Origin of the sequence: Mycobacterium sp. 141 (genome assembly GCF_000382405.1) — a bacterium.
GTDB lineage: Bacteria > Actinomycetota > Actinomycetes > Mycobacteriales > Mycobacteriaceae > Mycobacterium.
Window position 1 is genome coordinate 164,357 of the sequence record NZ_KB908259.1, and the last position, 17,570, is coordinate 181,926.

At 66.9% G+C, this 17,570-nt stretch carries 15 protein-coding genes and 2 pseudogenes; 4 read left to right on the top strand and 13 right to left on the bottom strand.

Translation table 11 applies throughout. The features are described from left to right. The first annotated feature begins 11 nt into the window (after window positions 1-11). Genes cydD through H276_RS0110055 form a run of 3 tightly spaced genes read left to right on the top strand, consistent with a single transcriptional unit; the run spans window position 12 to window position 3,697 of the window. A complete protein-coding gene (cydD, locus tag H276_RS0110045; protein ID WP_026356790.1) occupies window positions 12-1,559 on the top strand; it encodes a thiol reductant ABC exporter subunit CydD in 1,548 nt (515 codons plus the stop codon). Next, the gene (locus H276_RS0110050) at window positions 1,546-3,078 is read left to right on the top strand and encodes an ATP-binding cassette domain-containing protein (protein WP_019971180.1); all 1,533 of its coding nucleotides are present in this window, start codon (window positions 1,546-1,548) and stop codon (window positions 3,076-3,078) included. The genes cydD and H276_RS0110050 overlap by 14 nt, the downstream gene beginning before the upstream one ends. A 10-nt stretch (window positions 3,079-3,088) precedes the next feature. Further along, entirely contained in the window at window positions 3,089-3,697 is a 609-nt protein-coding gene (locus H276_RS0110055; RefSeq protein ID WP_019971181.1) for a DUF4190 domain-containing protein, read from the top strand. Window positions 3,698-3,702: 5 nt separating this feature from the next. Here H276_RS0110055 and H276_RS0110060 read toward each other — a convergent pair whose 3' ends face one another. From H276_RS0110060 to H276_RS0110115, 12 genes and pseudogenes are all read right to left on the bottom strand, one after another. Beyond that, on the bottom strand, window positions 3,703-4,569 hold the full coding sequence (locus H276_RS0110060) for an acyl-CoA thioesterase II (protein WP_019971182.1): 867 nt from the start codon (window positions 4,567-4,569) through the stop codon (window positions 3,703-3,705). Window positions 4,570-4,586: 17 nt separating this feature from the next. Then, window positions 4,587-6,005, bottom strand: coding sequence for a pyruvate kinase (gene pyk / locus H276_RS0110065; RefSeq protein WP_019971183.1), 1,419 nt, complete (start codon window positions 6,003-6,005; stop codon window positions 4,587-4,589). Between the two features lie 27 nt (window positions 6,006-6,032). Next, window positions 6,033-7,123: pseudogene (locus tag H276_RS25655) on the bottom strand (glutamate synthase subunit beta); the annotation flags it as partial. Between the two features lie 33 nt (window positions 7,124-7,156). Continuing rightward, window positions 7,157-7,546, bottom strand: a pseudogene (locus tag H276_RS0110075) (hypothetical protein); the annotation flags it as partial. Between the two features lie 80 nt (window positions 7,547-7,626). After that, complete coding sequence (locus H276_RS0110080) at window positions 7,627-8,040, bottom strand: DUF2752 domain-containing protein (RefSeq protein WP_019971185.1); 414 nt, start codon at window positions 8,038-8,040, stop codon at window positions 7,627-7,629. Beyond that, a complete protein-coding gene (locus H276_RS0110085; RefSeq protein WP_019971186.1) occupies window positions 8,030-8,467 on the bottom strand; it encodes an NINE protein in 438 nt (145 codons plus the stop codon). Before H276_RS0110085 ends, H276_RS0110080 begins: the two co-directional genes overlap by 11 nt. Before the next feature lie 58 nt (window positions 8,468-8,525). Continuing rightward, complete coding sequence (gene lgt / locus H276_RS0110090; protein ID WP_019971187.1) at window positions 8,526-10,160, bottom strand: prolipoprotein diacylglyceryl transferase; 1,635 nt, start codon at window positions 10,158-10,160, stop codon at window positions 8,526-8,528. Then, a complete protein-coding gene (gene trpA / locus H276_RS0110095; protein WP_019971188.1) occupies window positions 10,157-10,945 on the bottom strand; it encodes a tryptophan synthase subunit alpha in 789 nt (262 codons plus the stop codon). The genes lgt and trpA overlap by 4 nt, the downstream gene beginning before the upstream one ends. Beyond that, window positions 10,942-12,207 (bottom strand): tryptophan synthase subunit beta, encoded by a 1,266-nt coding sequence (gene trpB, locus H276_RS0110100; protein WP_019971189.1) that lies wholly within the window; start codon window positions 12,205-12,207, stop codon window positions 10,942-10,944. The genes trpA and trpB overlap by 4 nt, the downstream gene beginning before the upstream one ends. Window positions 12,208-12,243: 36 nt before the next feature. Beyond that, entirely contained in the window at window positions 12,244-13,062 is an 819-nt protein-coding gene (trpC, locus tag H276_RS0110105; protein WP_019971190.1) for an indole-3-glycerol phosphate synthase TrpC, read from the bottom strand. 82 nt (window positions 13,063-13,144) lie between these two features. Next, window positions 13,145-13,762 carry a TIGR02234 family membrane protein gene (locus tag H276_RS0110110; protein ID WP_019971191.1) on the bottom strand — a complete coding sequence of 206 codons (618 nt, stop codon included), beginning with the start codon at window positions 13,760-13,762 and terminating at the stop codon, window positions 13,145-13,147. Further along, window positions 13,759-15,276, bottom strand: a complete 1,518-nt coding sequence (locus H276_RS0110115; protein ID WP_019971192.1) for an anthranilate synthase component I — start codon at window positions 15,274-15,276, stop codon at window positions 13,759-13,761. The genes H276_RS0110110 and H276_RS0110115 overlap by 4 nt, the downstream gene beginning before the upstream one ends. Window positions 15,277-15,328: 52 nt before the next feature. Here H276_RS0110115 and H276_RS0110120 point away from each other — a divergent pair, with 52 nt between their 5' ends. Continuing rightward, the gene (locus H276_RS0110120) at window positions 15,329-15,793 is read left to right on the top strand and encodes a peroxiredoxin (RefSeq protein WP_019971193.1); all 465 of its coding nucleotides are present in this window, start codon (window positions 15,329-15,331) and stop codon (window positions 15,791-15,793) included. Here the strand turns inward: H276_RS0110120 and H276_RS0110125 are convergent. Continuing rightward, entirely contained in the window at window positions 15,780-17,426 is a 1,647-nt protein-coding gene (locus H276_RS0110125) for a 2-isopropylmalate synthase (protein ID WP_026356793.1), read from the bottom strand. The two genes, H276_RS0110120 and H276_RS0110125, sit on opposite strands and share 14 nt — an antisense overlap. Between the last annotated feature and the right edge of the window lie 144 nt (window positions 17,427-17,570).

Sequence of the window (17,570 nt, forward strand, 5' to 3'; positions counted from 1 at the left end):
CCGTCACAGCGCTGCGCCGCTACCTCGTGGCCGCGGTGGCGTGTGGTGCGGTGATCGCCGGCAGCACCATCGCGTCGGCGGTGGTGCTGGCGCACCTGGTCGCCGGAATTGTCGTCGCCCCGAACTCCGGTGCGCGGTGGGGCTCGTCGCTGGTGGCACTGGGGGTGGTCTGGACCGTCCGGACCGTGGCGCAATGGTTGCAGGGCAGGCTGTCGCAGCGCGGTGCCACCGCGGTCATCGGCGAATTGTCCAGCCAGGTCCTACGTTCGGTGACGGCGCAGTCACCACGGCGACTGACGGCCGAGCGGGATGCGGCCGCCGCGGTGGTGACGCGCGGCCTCGACGGCCTGCGACCGTATTTCAGTGGCTATCTGCCGGCCGTGGTGCTCGCCGCTATCCTTACTCCGGCGGCTCTGGTGGTGATGGCATGCTACGACCTCCAGGCCGCGGCGATCGTGATGATCGCGCTCCCGCTCATCCCCGTGTTCATGGTTTTGATCGGGCTGCTCACGGCGGAAAGGTCGGCGGCTGCGCTGAGTGCGTTGACCACCTTGCAGAGCCGGCTGCTGGATCTGGTGGCCGGAATCCCCACTCTGCGTGCCCTCGGCAGGGCCGGAGGATCGGTCCAACGCATCGCCGAACTGTCTGCCGCACATCGGCGTTCGACGATGGCGACACTGCGGATCTCCTTCCTGTCGGCATTGGTCTTGGAACTTCTGGCCACTCTCGGGGTGGCTCTGGTGGCGGTCAGCGTCGGTCTACGGCTGGTATTCGGCGATGTGACACTCGCAGCCGCCCTGACCGCGTTACTGCTCGCCCCCGAGGTGTTCTGGCCGCTGCGGCGGGTGGGTGCCGCATTCCATGCCGCGCAAGACGGTAAGACTGCCGCAGAGGCGGCCTTCGAGCTGTGTACACCGGCCGCCCAGCCGAACGGTAGCCGGGTCCCGGCGACGGCAACACCCACGATCGAGGTCGACGGACTCGACCGCACGATCGAACCGGGGCGCGTCACCGTCCTGACCGGACCCAACGGCGCCGGGAAAACCACGGCACTGCAGGCGATTCTCGGCCTCACCGACACGCCGAGAGTGCTGGTGGACGGCATCGCGGCCACCGAACTCGATCTGAGCGCCTGGTGGCGGCAGATCGCGTGGCTGCCGCACCGCCCGGTGCTGATCCCCGGCACGGTTCGCGCCAACCTGGAGTTGCTTGGCCCGCTCCCGGACCTTGAGGGTGCCTGCCGTGCAGCAGGATTCGACGAGGTCTACGAGAGCCTGCCAGACGGGTTGGACACAGTCATCGGCCGCGACGGGGTCGGCCTGTCCCTGGGACAGCGGCAACGGCTCGGGCTGGCCCGCGTGCTCGGATCCCCGGCGCCGGTACTGCTACTGGACGAGCCCACCGCGCATCTCGACGCCGAGCTCGAGGCCCGGGTCCTGGCAACGATCGCGGCCAGGGCCCGGACCGGCGCGACGGTGGTCGTGGTCGGACACCGAGATCCGGTTCTGGCCATCGGCGATACCGTTCTCACGGTGAGTGATTCACGTGTTCGGTCCTGACCCGCTGCTGCGGTATTCCGCACGACTGCTCCGTCCCCGGTTCGGTCGGCTGGCGCTGGCGAGCATGCTCGGTGTCTTTTCCCTCGGCAGTGCGCTGGCGTTGGCCGGGATCTCGGCCTGGCTCATCACGCGGGCCTGGCAGATGCCCCCCGTGCTCGACCTGTCGGTGGCCGTCGTCGCAGTCCGCGCTTTGGGTATTTCTCGGGGGGTACTCGGCTACTGCCAGCGGCTGGCGTCACACGACACTGCACTGCGGGCCGCGGCCAGCGCCCGCACCGGGCTGTATCGCCAACTCGCAGACGCCGCCGCAGATGACGTGATGCGCATGCCCAGTGGTGAACTGGTGGCCCGAATCGGTGGATCGGTCGACGACCTGGCCGAGGTACTCGTGCGCGCACTGCTGCCGATCGTGGTGGCCGTGGTGCTGTCGGGTGCCGCGGTCGGCGTCATCGCCGTGATTTCCCCTTCCGCTGCAACAGTGCTCGCCGTCTGCCTGCTGATCGCGGGTGCGGTGGCTCCGGCTGTGGCGGCCCGCTCCGCAGCCACCGCCGAAGCTGTTGCCGCACAACATCGCTCACAGCGCGACACGGCAACGATGTTGGCCCTCGAATATGCCCCCGAGCTGCGGGTCAGTGGACGCCTGGACGCAGTGATCGACGAGTCCGAACGGCAGCACCGCTCGTTGGGCCGCGCCGTCGACCGGGCCGCGGCCCCTGCCGCCGTGGCCGCCGCCATGCCCGGTGCCGCGATCGGTGTGAGCGTGCTGGGCGCTGTGATCGCGGCAATCGCGCTGGCACCGACAGTCGCGCCGACCACCTTGGCGATCCTGATGCTGCTGCCGCTCTCGGCATTCGAGGCGACCACCGCACTTCCGGAAGCCGCCTTGCAGTTGAGTCGGTCGCGGATCGCTGCGCGCCGGCTGCAGGAACTGACCGAGCCCGGGGAGGACACCCGTCGACGTCCCCCCGCCCGATCGGTGGATCTGGAACCGGGAGCGCGGCTGGCGGTCATCGGTCCTAGCGGTTCGGGCAAGACGACGCTGTTGATGGCGATCGCCGACCGCTACTCCGAGAAGCCGCAACGCGCAGCATTTTTCGCGGAGGACGCGCACCTGTTCGACACCACGGTGCGCGATAACCTGCTGGTGGCCAGGGGCGACGCCACTGACGACGAACTGCTGGCAGCTCTGTACCGCGTGGGTCTCGGAACATGGTTCGCGGCGCTTCCCGACGGGCTGTCCAGCGTCCTCGCGGGCGGAGCCGCTGCGGTGTCGGCCGGCCAGCGCAGGCGGTTGTTACTGGCCCGCGCGCTGATCTCCAGTTTCCCGGTGGTACTGCTCGACGAACCGACCGAGAATCTCGACGCAGCCGACGCCGAGTGCATCCTGACTGAACTGCTCGTACCGGACGGCCTGTTTCCCGCGGACCGGACCGTCGTTGTGGCCACGCATCATCTGCCGGCCGATGTCGACTGCCCGACCATCCGCTGTCCCGAACTGCAGTGCCTGCGCGGCGGGTAGCCTCACTCTCATGACCGATGCGCACGACGGTGCCAACGAGTCGGACAAGCCCGTCGCCCCGGGCGCATCACCGGCGCCACAGGTACCGTACGGGCCTTACCCGGGCCCCTACCCACCCCCGTACGGCGCCTATCAACCTCCGCCGCCCTACGGGGGTGGCTATCCTCCGCCGTCGTACGGCGGCTATCCCGCTCCGCCCCCGGTTCAGGTTCCACACGGGCCGGTCGGTCCACGCAACGGTCTGGGTATCGCCGCACTGGTGACGGCCATCGTCGGGCTGGTACTGGTGTGGTCGGTCGTCGGGGGTATCGCGCTCGGACTTGCCGCGATAATCATCGGATTCGCGGCGCGGGGCCGGTGCAAACGCGGTGAGGCCGACAACGTGGGCGTCGCCACCAGCGGCATCGTGCTCGGCGTCATCGCCGTGCTGGTGTCGGTGGTCTTCGTCTGGATCTGGATCAGCGTGGGACAGCGCTGGTACGACGAATTCGGCGGCCACGAATACATGAACTGCATGCAGCGGGCCGGCAGTGATCGCGTCGCTCAGCAACAGTGCGAGGACACCTTCCGCGACCGGTTGGAAACCGGCCTCGGCGTCACCCCGCATTCGACGCGCTAGCCGCGTCACTTCGACGTCGGGAAGTACTTGACGATGCCTTCCTGCACGACTGTCGCCAGCAGTTGTCCCGACTCGTCGAAGAAATGACCGGTGCCCAGGCCGCGGGACTCGGCGGCCACCGGCGAGGTAGTGGAATACAGCACCCATTGGTCGAACCGGATGGGACGGTGAAACCACACCGAGTGGTTCATCGTCACCGCGAAGATGCGGTCGAAGCCCCACGACAGCCCGTGAGTGGTGATGATCGAATCGAGCACAGTGGTATCCGACGAGTACACCAGGGCCGCCGCGTGCAGCACCGGGTCGTCGGGCATGGTGCCCTCGGCCTTGAGCCACACCCGGTTGTACTGCAGCCGCTCCCCTTTGTCCCGCATCACCCACGCCGGATCGTTGGTGTAACGCCACTCGATCGGCCGCAACGCGTTGACGAACAGCGGCACGGTCTCCTCGTAACCCCGCAGCAGGTCGTCGATCTTCGGCAAGGTGTCGGGGTGCGCGACGTCAGGCGCGGCCACGCTGTGCTCGAGGCCGCGCCCGGCGTTCATGTAGGAGAGCATCACCGTCGTCAGCAGTTGACCGCCCTGCATGACATCCACCCGGCGATTGGCGAAACGCTTCTCGTCACGCAGCCGCACGACGTGGAACTCGAGATCCTTCTCAGGGTCGCCGCCGGCGATGAAGTGGGCGTTGAGTGCGCTTGGCTGTTGCTTGTGCTCGAGCGACCGTCCGCCGGCGACGAACGCCTGCGCGATCATCTGACCACCGAACGTCCGCACCGGATTCTTACTCGGATGCGTCCCGATGAAGAGGTCGTCGTCGGCGCGCTTGAGGTCGAGAACTGCCAGCAGCTCCTCGAAATCCGAGTGCGACACGGTGCCGCTTTCCTCGCCTAGACGTCTTCCTCCCCGATGCGGTGCACATGGATCAGGTTCGTGGAACCTACTGTGCCAGGAGGGGCACCTGCGACGATGACCACCAGTTCGCCGCGTTTGTACCGGCCGAGTTCCAGCAACGATTTGTCGACCTGCCGGATCATGCCGTCGGTGCTGGTCATCTGCGGGACGATGAACGTCTCGGTCCCCCAGGTCAGCGCCAGCTGGCTACGAACCTCGGGCAGCGCGGTGAACGCGAGGACCGGCAGCGGCGTATGCAGCCGCGCCAGTCGGCGGACCGTGTCCCCGGACTCGGTGAACGCGACCAGCGCCTTGGCGTCCAGCCGCTCACCGATGTCGCGCGCCGCGTACGAGATGACGCCGCGCTTGGTGCGCGGAACGTGCGTCAGCGGTGGCACGACGACAGAATTCTCCTCGACCGCATGAATGATGCGGGCCATCGTCCGCACCGTTTCCAGCGGGTACTTGCCCACCGAGGTCTCACCGGAGAGCATCACCGCGTCCGCACCGTCGAGCACCGCGTTTGCCACGTCGGATGCCTCGGCACGGGTGGGCCGCGAACTGTCGATCATCGACTCCAGCATCTGGGTCGCGACGATGACGGGTTTGGCGTTCTCCCTTGCCATCTGGATTGCCCGCTTCTGTACGAGAGGCACTTCCTCCAGCGGCAGTTCCACACCCAGATCACCGCGGGCCACCATGATCGCGTCGAATGCCAGCACGATGGCCTCGAGGTTCTCGACGGCCTCGGGCTTCTCCAGCTTGGCGATCACCGGAACCCGACGGCCGGCGCGGTCCATCACCTCGTGCACCAGCTCGACATCGGCCGGCGAGCGCACAAAAGACAGGGCGACCAGGTCGACGCCGAGCTGCAGCGCGAACTCCAAGTCTTTGATGTCTTTTTCCGACAGTGGCGGGGCCGACACATTCATGCCCGGCAGCGACATACCTTTGTTGTTGCTGACCGGGCCGCCCTCGGTGACCTTGCAGATGACGTCGTTGCCGTCGATGCTCTCGACGGTCAGACCGACGTTGCCGTCGTCGACAAGTACCCGATCCCCCGGCGACGCGTCCTCGGCCAGCCGCTTGTAGGTGGTCGACACCCGGTCGTGGGTTCCGGCGCAGTCCTCGACGGTGATCCGCACCGTCTCGCCGGTCGCCCAGACCGTCGGTCCGTCAGCGAAGCGACCGAGGCGGATCTTCGGTCCTTGCAAGTCGGCGAGGATGCCGACGGCCTGACCGGTGATGTCGGAGGCTGCCCGTACCCGACGGTAAGCGGCCTCGTGATCCGAATAGTCGCCGTGGCTGAAGTTCAGCCGAGCGACGTCCATTCCAGCTTCGACCAGCAATCTGACGACGTCCTCAGTGCCGGTAGCCGGACCAAGGGTACAAACGATCTTCGCGCGTCTGTTCACGGATTCAGAGCATAGTCGTTAATCGATTCAGACGACGGCGAGCGGCAGGGCACCGGGTCGCACCGGCGCGGGCAGATCGGAGTCACCCATCAGATAGGCGTCCACCGCATGCGCTGCGCTGCGGCCTTCGGCGATGGCCCACACCACCAACGAGGCCCCGCGGTGTGCGTCACCACAGACGAACACCCCCGGTGCATCGGTCTGCTAGTCCGAACCGCACGACAACGCGCCGGTGACGTTCGTAACACCAGCGGCCAGGTCGGCCATGGGGAGAGAGAATTGTCACGCATTTCCGGCGGTTCGGGGTTGTAGTCCAACTGGGTCACCGGTTTTGCCCCCTGCCGGTGCGCGGTGCCCAAACAGTCGGCACCGGTGTCACCGCCGCCGATGATGACCACATGCCGACCGGCGGCCGATATCGGTGACGGTCCGTTGCCTTCACATTCCCGGTTGGCCGACACCAGGTGGTCCATCGCCAGGTGGACACCCGCCAGTTCGCGTCCGGGCACGTCGTTGTCGCGGGCCCGCAGGGCGCCGACGGCCAGCACGACCTCCTGGTACCGAGCCCGCAACTGCTCGACGGTCAGGTCGACACCGACCTCGCACTCGGTGACGAATCGGGTTCCCTCGGCCCGCATCTGGGCCAGTCGCTGATTGAGGGTCGCCTTCTCCAGCTTGTACTCGGGGATGCCGTAACGCAGCAGCCCACCGAGCCGTCGTCGCGTTCGTAGACAGTCACATCGTGACCGGCCCGGGTGAGTTGTTGTGCCGCAGCCAATCCCGCGGGACCCGAGCCCGCCACCGCGACACTCTTGCCGGTGGTGATGGCGGCGGGCTGCGGCGCGCGTGCCGTCCATCCAGGCTTGGTCGGCGATGGTCTGCTCGATGCGTTTGATCGTGACGCTACCGCCGGTCTGCTCCTCGGCGATCGACAAGACGCATGCTGACTCACAGGGTGCCGAGCACAACCGACCGGTGAATTCCGGGAAGTTGTTGGTGGCATGCAGCCGGTTGCTGGCCGCGTCCCAGCGGCCCCGCCGCACCAGGTCATTCCACTCCGGTATGAGGTTCCCGAGTGGGCATCCCGCAGTTCCCGAGTGGCAGAACGGGATACTGCAACCCTCGACTTCGGGCGCGGCGACGAACAACTACGCTATGTATGGCATACAGCTCAGCGCCGTCATACCGATGCCGGCACCTTCGGGGTCGACCGGCACCACGCGCCAGCCCAGAACTTGCAGGCCTCCCTCCACGGCGATGGCTTCGACCCGCTCGTGCGCTACCTGTCGGGCCACGGGGTCCTGCGGCAGAAAACAGATTCCGGCGGCGAACGTGCTGGTGCCGTCGGCAGCGGGCGCCGGCAACGCGAAATCCACCACGCGGCTCAACAGTTCGACCGGCAACTGCAGCAGGATGCCTGCACCGTCGATGCCGTGCGACCGTCGTCCTTGAATATCGGCGATCATCGCCACACCGCAGGAATCGGCCTCGTTGGCAGGGTCGTACAAACCCTGAGCGTTTGGCAATGCCGAGAAGACCACGGGAACGCACCTCCACAGTCCGGAACATCCTGGCCCCGGGACTGCACCGGCCCGAATACGAGTGTATCGGTGCAGGTCAGCTACCCATCGACGAATGTTGGGACCAACGGGAAGCCCGGGAGATTTCGGACCATGGTCCAAATGACGGCAGCGATCAGGATAGTGACGATGGCAGGCACCGGAAAGAGCGGCTTGCCCAGGCGCCATCGCACCAGAATCCAGGCGGCCAGTACTGGAAGCCCCACCAGGGCGAAGGCATTGTCGACCACGGCTGCGCCCAGGTCCGCGTGCAGCACATCGTGCATCATCCGCAGGCCGCCGCAGGCCGGGCAGTTCCAGCCGGTGATCAGCTTGAACGGGCATGTCGGGAACAGGAATCCAGGGCGATGCGGATCGGCCACACCGATGTAGGCGACAGCCCCGGACAGCACGACGCCGGCGCCGAGCGCACCGTAGCGCGTCGTCCTGATGCCGGGTCCCGAGCTAGGTCCCATCGCGCAGCGGACGTCCGTTCGGGTCACGGACCTTGTCGGTGAAGATGAGGATCGCATCGATGATGCCCCAGATCCAGGCGCCGATTCCGCATGTCAGGATGCCGACGACGAGTTGGACCACGCCCATGGTGGTGTCGCCGAGATAAATGCGGCCAATTCCCACCAGGCCGAACAAACCCAACAACTGCAGCAGCCCCGCGGTGGTCTTCGATTTGTCCGAGAACGGCTCTCCGGTCAGCGGATGACGTCCGTACGGAGCGGCCGGATCGACATACATCGGCGGCGGGTAATAACCATGCGGCTGCTGTCCGTAGCCGGGCGGCGGGTACCCGGGCGGGGGCGCATAGCCAGGCGGCGGTGGGTATCCGGCAGGCGGCGGGAACGGCGGTACCGAGCCTTCGGCGCCGGGATCCGGGCGATCGGTCATGCCTCTCAGCATGCCAGAACGTGACCCGGCCGAGCCGCCATCACCTTCCGGAGGGCAGTCAGCGCCGCCGTCGCCACCAACGACGGTGTTCGGGCGCTGGTGCTGCCGGCATGCTCGGGACAGCAGCGGCATTTCCTGACGCTTCGTCCTCGTCCTCGACCTCGGCTTCGGTCGGTTCGGCAGGCTCAGAGGCTTCCGCGGGTTTCGACTCAGCCGAATCACCTTCTGTGACTTCCGATTCGGTGTACTCGGGGTCGGCTGCGTCCTCGTCCACCGACGGCTCGTCCGTCTCGGCTGCTTCGTCGACAGGCTCGGCGGCCGCGGACTCAGCCTCTGGCTGTTCAGTCTCGGCCTCTTCGTCGGCCGCGGGTTGGTCGGGCTCGGGTCCTTCGGTCACTACCTCAGCGACCGAACCCTCTTCCGCGGTGGTATCCGCTTCAGTCTCGGAGTCTTCCGCCTCGGCTTCTTGCTCGCTCGGCTCGGTGACAGCGACGTCCTCGCCCTCGGCAACCACCGTATCTTCGGCTTCGGACTCCTCGCTTGCAGCCTCCGGTGGTTCCTCTTCGGTCTCGGCGCCTTCCGCAGCGTCTTCAGCGGGCGCGTCCTGGGCGGTATCGGTCTGCGGGGCGATCGCCTTCAATTCGACCGCGGCGGCGGCATCGGCCCCCTCGTCCTCCGTCACCGCATCCGGATGCATGTCCTCGGAATGTTCATCGGACACATCGTCGACAGTGTCGGAATCCCCGGCAGCCACCACACCCGTTGTGGCGGCCGCACCGACCAATTCCTTGCCGGACTCATCGATCACCGTTTCGTCGGTGTCGCCACGCCGGTGACCTGCCAGCGTGGCCGGGTCCTCACGACCCTTCGGCACCAACATGATGTAGACGACGGCGCCGATGAACACGAACGTCGAGGTGAAGGTGTTGATGCGGATGCCCGCCAGGTGGGTGGCAGCGTCGCTGCGCATCAGCTCGACCCAGAATCGACCCACGCAGTACCCGGCAACATAGAGTGCGAACAACCGGCCGTGGCCGATCCGAAAACGGCGGTCCGCCCAGATCAGCAGCGCGAAAATCAGCAGGTTCCACAGCAACTCGTAGAGGAATGTGGGGTGCACCACGGCCAGCACCGTGCCGTTGGAGACACCGTTGAGTTGATCGGGCAGGCCCGCGGCGTTGCGCCGGTCGTAGATCTCCAGGCCCCACGGCAGCGTGGTGGCGCGACCGTAGAGCTCCTGGTTGAAGTAGTTGCCGAACCGGCCGATCGCCTGGGCGAGCACGATTCCCGGTGCGATTGCGTCGGCGAACGCGGGCAACGGAATTCCGCGCCGGCGGCACGCGATCCAGGCACCGACGCCCCCGAGCGCGACGGCACCCCAGATGCCGAGGCCGCCTTCCCAAACCTGGAAGGCTGCGGCCAGGCCCTTGCCCTCGGGACCGAAGTAGGTACGCCAGTCCGTCATCACGTGGTACAGCCGGCCCCCGACCAGACCGAAGGGCACCGCCCATAGCGCGATGTCGTAGATGACACCCGGTTCACCCCCGCGCGCCGCCCACCGTCGGTCCCCGATGACGAGCGCGGCGACGATGCCGCCGATGATGCACAGGGCATACGCGCGGATCGGTACCGGACCCAGATGCCACACGCCCTGCGATGGGCTGGGCAGGTACGCGAGGATAGCTGTGGTCAAGCCGAGACCCTTTGCCGAACACCGGTGGCCAGTTCTTCGGTGAGTGTGCGGACGGCGTCGAGCCCGTTGCCTAGTGCCGAGACCAACGCCGAGCCGACGATCACACCGTCGGCGAAGGACCCGATCTCCGCGGCCTGCCGGCCGGACCGCACGCCGAGGCCGACACCGACCGGGATGTCGGAGACTTCGCGGACCCGGCTCACCAATTCGGGCGCGGCACTGGAGACCGCGTCGCGGGCGCCGGTGACACCCATGGTCGATGCGGCGTAGACGAACCCTCGGGAGGCTTGCACGGTGGAGACCAGCCGCTGCGGGGTCGACGACGGCGCGACGAGGAAGATGCGGTCCAGCTGATGGGCATCGGAGGCCGCCAGCCAGTCGTCGGCCTCCTCCGGAATGAGGTCTGGGGTGATCAGACCGTAGCCGCCGGCCGCGGCCAGATCACGCGCGAACGTGTCAACTCCCTTGCGCAGCACAGGGTTCCAGTAGGTCATTACGACTGCCCGGCCGCCGGCATTGCTGATCGCCTCCACGGCAGCCAGAGTGTCGCGGACCCTGACCCCACCGGCCAGCGCGGTTTCGGTCGCGGCAGCGATGGTGGGGCCGTCCATCCCGGGATCCGAATACGGCACGCCCACTTCGACCAGGTCACAACCGGATTCGACCAGTGCGGTCATCGCCGCGATCGACGTCGGCACATCCGGAAATCCGGTTGGTAGGTAGCCGATAAGGGCCGCCCGTCCTTCCGCTCGGCACCCGTCGAACAGTTCCGCCAATCGGCTCATCGGGTGCCTCCCTCGTCGAACAGGCCGAACCACTTGGCTGCTGTCTCCACATCCTTGTCACCACGGCCGGAGATATTGACCAGGATGATCGCCCCCGTGCCGAGTTCATTCCCGAGTTTCAGCGCGCCCGCCACTGCATGCGCCGACTCGATGGCGGGGATGATGCCCTCGGTCCGGCACAACAACGAGAACGCATCCATCGCCTCGGTGTCGGTTATCGGCCGGTAATCGGCCCGCCCGATGTCCTTCAGAAACGCGTGCTCCGGCCCGACACCCGGGTAATCCAGGCCGGCTGAGATGGAATGCGACTCGATGGTCTGACCGTCCTCATCCTGCAGCAGGTAAGAGAACGAACCCTGGAACGCCCCCGGCGAACCTCCCGAGAAGGTCGCGGCATGCCGCCCGGTTTCCACACCGTCGCCGGCCGCCTCGAAGCCGACCAGTTTCACGCCGGGGTCGTCGATGAACGCGTGAAAGATGCCGATCGCATTCGACCCGCCACCGACGCATGCGGTCACGGCGTCGGGCAGCCGTCCGGCCTGGTCCTGGATCTGCACTCGCGCCTCCAACCCGACGACGCGCTGGAAATCGCGCACCATGAGCGGGAACGGATGCGGTCCCGCAGCGGTCCCGAAGCAGTAGTACGTCTCGTCAGCGTTGGTGACCCAGTCCCGGAATGCCTCGTTGATAGCGTCCTTGAGCGTCTTCGACCCGGCCTCCACGGAGACCACCGTGGCTCCGAGCAAGCGCATCCGCGCGACGTTGAGGGCCTGCCGCTGCGTGTCGACAGCGCCCATGTAGATCACGCACTCGAGGCCGAGCAGGGCGCACGCGGTGGCGGTCGCGACGCCGTGCTGGCCCGCGCCGGTCTCGGCGATCACCCTGGTCTTGCCCATCTGGCGGGCCAGCAACGCCTGCCCGAGGACATTGTTGATCTTGTGAGAACCGGTGTGGTTCAAGTCTTCCCGCTTGAGAAAGAGGCGCGCCCCACCGGCATGCTCGGAGAGCCGGGTGGCCTCGTAGAGAGGTGACGGCCGACCAGTGTAGTGCCGCTGCAACCGGTCGAGTTCATCGAGGAACGACTGCTCGCCGCGGGCCTTCTCATAGGCCGCGGTCACCTCTTCGATCACCGCCATCAAGGCTTCCGGCACGAGTCGGCCACCGTAAGAACCGAAGTGGCCGCGCGCGTCGGGATCATGGACAGTGGGTTCGGCCACGGCTGCGCTGGACCGCGGCAGCTCGGGACCGGCGATATCCGCCATCAGTGTGCCTTTTCGTGCCAGCAGCTCATCGTCGATTCAACGAGCCGGTTTCGGGCAGGACGGGTGTGTCCCGGCGGTGACCAGATCGGCTACCGCACTTCGGGGGTCACCGCTGGTGACCAACCCTTCGCCGACGAGGACGGCATCTGCGCCCGCGCCGGCATACGCCAGCAGGTCGGCAGTTCCGCGGACGCCGGACTCGGCGATGCGAATGACGTTGCTGGGCAACCCCGGTGCAATTCGTCCGAAGCAATCCCGGTCAACCTCGAGGGTCTTGAGATCCCGTGCGTTGACCCCGATCACGCTGGCGCCGGCCCGCAACGCACGGTCGGCCTCCTCTTCGGTGTGCACCTCGACCAGAGCCGTCATTCCCAGAGACTCGGTGCGCTCCAACAGCGATTCCAGTATCGACTGTTCGAGCGCGGCGACGATGAGCAGCAGCATGTCGGCGCCGTGCGCGCGAGCTTCGTGAATTTGGTACGGCTTGACGATGAAGTCCTTGCGCAGCACGGGAATTGAGACCTCGGCGCGCACCGTGTCCAGATCGGCCAGCGATCCGTTGAACCGCCGCTCCTCGGTCAACACGCTGATCACCCGGGCGCCGCCGTCCTCGTAGGCACGAGCCAGCTGCGCCGGGTCGGCGATGTTGGCGAGCGCACCGCGCGACGGGCTGGCCCGCTTCACCTCCGCGATGACGCCGATACCGGGCTCGCGCAACGCGGCCATCACGTCCAATGGTGCGGGTGCATCCAGGGCGCGCGCCTTGATTTCGTCAAGACTTACGACGGCCTCGCGAGCGGCAACGTCGGCGCGGACTCCCTCGATGATGGAGTCGAGCACAGTGGCCGAACTCATCGCCGTCGATTCCTTTCCGGTACGCCCGGGACGATCCCGGTGGACCTCACTCGAAGGGTAGCCGCCGCCGTACCTTCTGCTGTCACCGACCCTTGTTGTCCGGATCGGTGTGCTCGCCCTTCTGCTCACCGGTCGGATCGTGTCCTTCGTCGAGCGCATCCCAGATCATTCGTTCCGACATCGAGGCGTCGCCCTCGTCGCTGTGTGCGGCGGCCCGACGGGCACTTGGCGCCGCATAGCGAGGGGCCACCGCGCGCGCCCCGGTCGCCGACCTCATGAGCAGTATCGCCGCGACGAGCGCAGCCACCGCGGCGACCAGCGTCAACACGGCCCCGCCGTAGTACTGCTGGGTACCGGTCAGTTGCGCCACCGGCACCAGCGCCAGGTCCGCGGCGCGCACAGCGATGTCCTTGGCAACCCACAGGCTGATGCCCAGGTAGACCATCCCGGCGCTGGCGACGGCGACGAGCAGCGCCAAGAGGCGCAGCAGCCAGCCCCGCAATGCCAGCACGGCGACCGCAGCCGCCAACACCAGTAGGGCGAGCGGTATCAGCGCCGTGGACCACATGGCACCCGTCAGCACCGTGTTCTTGGGCTGCCCCAATCCGTCGAATGACGACACCTGTACCCACGACATCCGCGACGCGCCCCACAGGGCCGCCGCGGCGGCCACGAGCAATACCTGGGCGATCCGCATCATGGTTCGGTGAGCGTGTCGGCGGCAGCAATCGCGTTGAGTACCGCTTTGGCCTTGTTCGCCGACTCGTTGTACTCGTAGGGGCCATTGGAATCGGCAACGACTCCCCCGCCGGCCTGCACATAGGCAGTGCCGTTGCGCATCAGGGCCGTGCGGATGGCGATGGCGAAATCGGCGTTGCCGGCGAAGTCGAGATACCCCAGCACACCGCCATAGAGGCCGCGGCGGGTCTTCTCGACTTCCTCGATCAGCTCCATGGCTCGCACTTTGGGGGCACCGGAAAGGGTGCCGGCCGGGAAGCAGGCAGTCACTGCATCGAGTGCGGTTTTGCCGTCGGCGAGCTCGCCGGTCACCGTGGACACCAGGTGCATGACGTGGCTGTAGCGCTCGATGTGGCTGTAGTCCTCCACCCGCACGGTGCCGGGGCGGCACACGCGGCCCAGATCGTTACGCCCGAGATCGACCAGCATCAGGTGCTCGGCACGTTCCTTCTCGTCGGCCAGCAACTCCTTTTCCAGGAGCATGTCTTCCTCGTCGGTGGCCCCACGCCACCGGGTCCCGGCGATGGGGTGTGTGGTGGCGCGCCCGTCGGTGACCGTGACCAGCGCCTCGGGACTTGAACCTACGATCGAGAAGTCCAATCCGCCTTCGGCATCAGGAACGTTGAGCAGATACATGTACGGGCTGGGGTTGGTGACCCGCAGCAGTCGGTATACGTCAAGAGGATCCGCACCAGTCGTCATTTCGAACCGCTGCGAGGGCACCACCTGAAACGCCTCGCCGGCTTCGATGTCACCCACCAGCTTCTCCACGATCGCCGAGTACTCCTCGAGCGTGCGCTGCGCCCGGTGCTGCGGCGCGGGGCGGCTGAACGTCGCCACCGCCGACGCCAACGGCTGCCCGAGCGCTGCCGTCATCACGTCCAGTCGCGCGACCGCATCGTCGTAGGCCCAGTCGACGCGGTCATCGGTGGCGTTCCAGTTGACCGCGTTCGCGATCAGCGTGATGGTTCCCTCGTGGTGGTCGACCGCGGCGATGTCGGTGGCCAGCAACAGCAGCATGTCGGGCAGGCCCAGATCGTCGACGGCGAGTTCCGGCAGCCGCTCCAGGCGCCGGACCATGTCGTAGGCGAAAAAGCCGACCAGTCCCGAGGACAGGGGCGGCAGTCCGGGCATCGCCGCGGTGGCCAGCAGATCGAGCGTCGTGCGAACCGCGTCGAGCGGATCGCCGCCGCTCGGGGCGTCCTGCGGCGTCGTCCCCAACCACACCGCCTGGTCGTCGCGGACGGTCAGTGCTGACGGCGCACCTGCGCCGATGAACGACCACCGCGACCAGGAGCGGCCGTTCTCGGCCGATTCCAGCAGGAACGTCCCGGGCCGGTTGGCGGCCAACTTGCGGTACGCCGACAGCGGCGTCTCGCTGTCGGCCAGTACCTTGCGGGTCACCGGGACCACGCGATGTTCGGCGGCCAGCGCCCGGAAGTCCTCACGCGATGTGGTGGAAGCAAGCGTGTGCACGCAGATGATCCTCCCAGACTGACCGCACGCGCTCGGCGTAGCGTGGACGCCCATGACACCTCTTAGGCCGGGTGACATTGTTGCGGAGTTCGAACTCCCTGATCAGACCGGCACGGTGCAGAGCCTGACGAGTTTGCTGGCTGACGGTCCGGTGGTGCTGTTCTTCTATCCAGCTGCGATGACGCCCGGCTGCACCAAGGAGGCCTGCCACTTCCGCGATCTGGCCGGTGAGTTCACCGCCCTCGGTGTATCCCGGGTCGGCATCAGCACCGACCCGGTCACCAAACAAGCCAAGTTCGCCGACATTCAACGCTTCGACTTCCCGTTGCTGTCCGATGCCGACGGAAAGGTGGCCAGCCACTTCGGAGTCAAACGCGGCCTGCTCGGCAAGCTGATGCCGGTCAGGCGGATCACGTTCGTCATCGACACCGACCGCGCTGTGCTCGACGTGATCTCCAGTGAGATCAACATGGACACCCACGCCGACAAGGCACTGGAGGTGCTCAGGGCGCGTTGACTGCGCGCAGCACGGCTGCCATCGATGCGGCGAGCACCGAGTCGCTGCGCCCGCACGCCCAACCGGTCACACCGCCCCTGCGGTACTCCAGATAGCTGACCGCCGCACGCCCGACGGATTGCTGCGTCAGGCTGAGCACCTCGACGTCGCGGCCGACGGCACTCAGCGCCGCTGTCAGCGCATCCAGTGGGCCGATCCCGTGATGTGTGCTGGTCCGGGTCTGGCCGTCGACGAGGGTGATCTCGGTGGTTTCGTCATGGCCGGTGTGCCAGTCCTTCAGCTCGACGGGGCCGCCGGGTTGCAGATAGGCCGCATCGAACAGGTCGAACAGTTCGGCGGCGGTGACCTCCGCACCGTGGGTGTCGGTGTGTGACTGAACGCGGCGGGCGAAGTCGATCTGCAAGCGGCGGGGCAGGTCCAGCCCGTACTCGGTGAGCAGCAGGTAGGCGATGCCACCTTTCCCCGATTGCGAGTTGACCCGGATCACCGCGTCGTAAGTGCGTCCGATGTCGGCCGGATCGATCGGCAGATACGGTACCCGCCAATCGATTTCACGCTCGGAGCGACCTTCGAGTGCGGCCCTGGCGCGATGTTCGGCCAACCCCTTCTTGATGGCGTCCTGGTGGGTACCCGAGAACGCGGTGTGCACCAGGTCGCCGACGTACGGATGTCGTTCGGGGATCGGCATACGCGTGCAGTAGGCGACGGTGCGGGCGATTTCGTCGATGTCGGAGAAGTCGATCATCGGGTCGACGCCCTGGGCGTGCAGATTCAACGCGAGTGTCGCGATATCGACGTTGCCGGTGCGTTCCCCGTTGCCGAAGACGCAGCCCTCGACCCTCTGCGCGCCGGCCAGCACCGCGAGTTCGGCACAAGCGATGCCGGTGCCCCGGTCGTTGTGCGGATGCACCGAGAGGATGACGCTGTCGCGACGGGACAGGTTGCGGTGCATGTACTCGATCTGGTCGGCGTACACGTTCGGGGTGGCCACTTCGACGGTCGCGGGCAGATTGAGGATCACCGGCCGGTCCGTGCCGGCCTGCCACAGTTCGGTGATCGTGTCGCACAACTCCAGCACGTAGTCGGGCTCGGTCAGGTTGAACACTTCGGGCGAGAATTCGAAGCGGACGTTGGGCAGGTCGCCGGCCAACTCGAGTACATCGCCGGCCCCGGACAGGATCAGCTCGCGCAATTCGGTGCGGTCCTTGCCCAACACGGTGTTACGCCACACCGGTGCGGTGGCCGTGTACATGTGGATGACGACCTCGTTGCGGACGCCGCGTACCGACTCCACGGTGCGCTCGATGAGATCGCGCCGGGCCGGGGTGAACACCACGATTCCGACGTCGGACGGGGCGATGTCGGAATCGGCGAGCAGCCGCACGAAGTCGTAATCGGTCTGCGATGCCGACGGGTAGCCGACCTCGATCTCCTTGTAGCCCATGGCCACCAGCAGCTCGAAGAAACGCCGCTTGCGGGTCGGGTCCATCGGTTCGGCCAGCGCCTGATTGCCGTCGCGCAGGTCCACCGGCACCCACAGGGGTGCGGCCGTGAAGCGGACGTCGGGCCAATGTCGTTGTGTGAGTGGAACGTCCACTCGGTCGAAAACGGATGCGTAGCGATGCGACGGCATGGTCGAAGGCTGCTGCCGGTTCCACGTCTGAGTGTGGATCATGTTGGTGTGCTTTCTGCTCGGTCGGCGATGGGTCGACCGGCGCAACGACAGCCCCGCGGCAGGGGGCCGGTCGGTCAGGCCCTGCCGAGGCAGCTAAGGAGA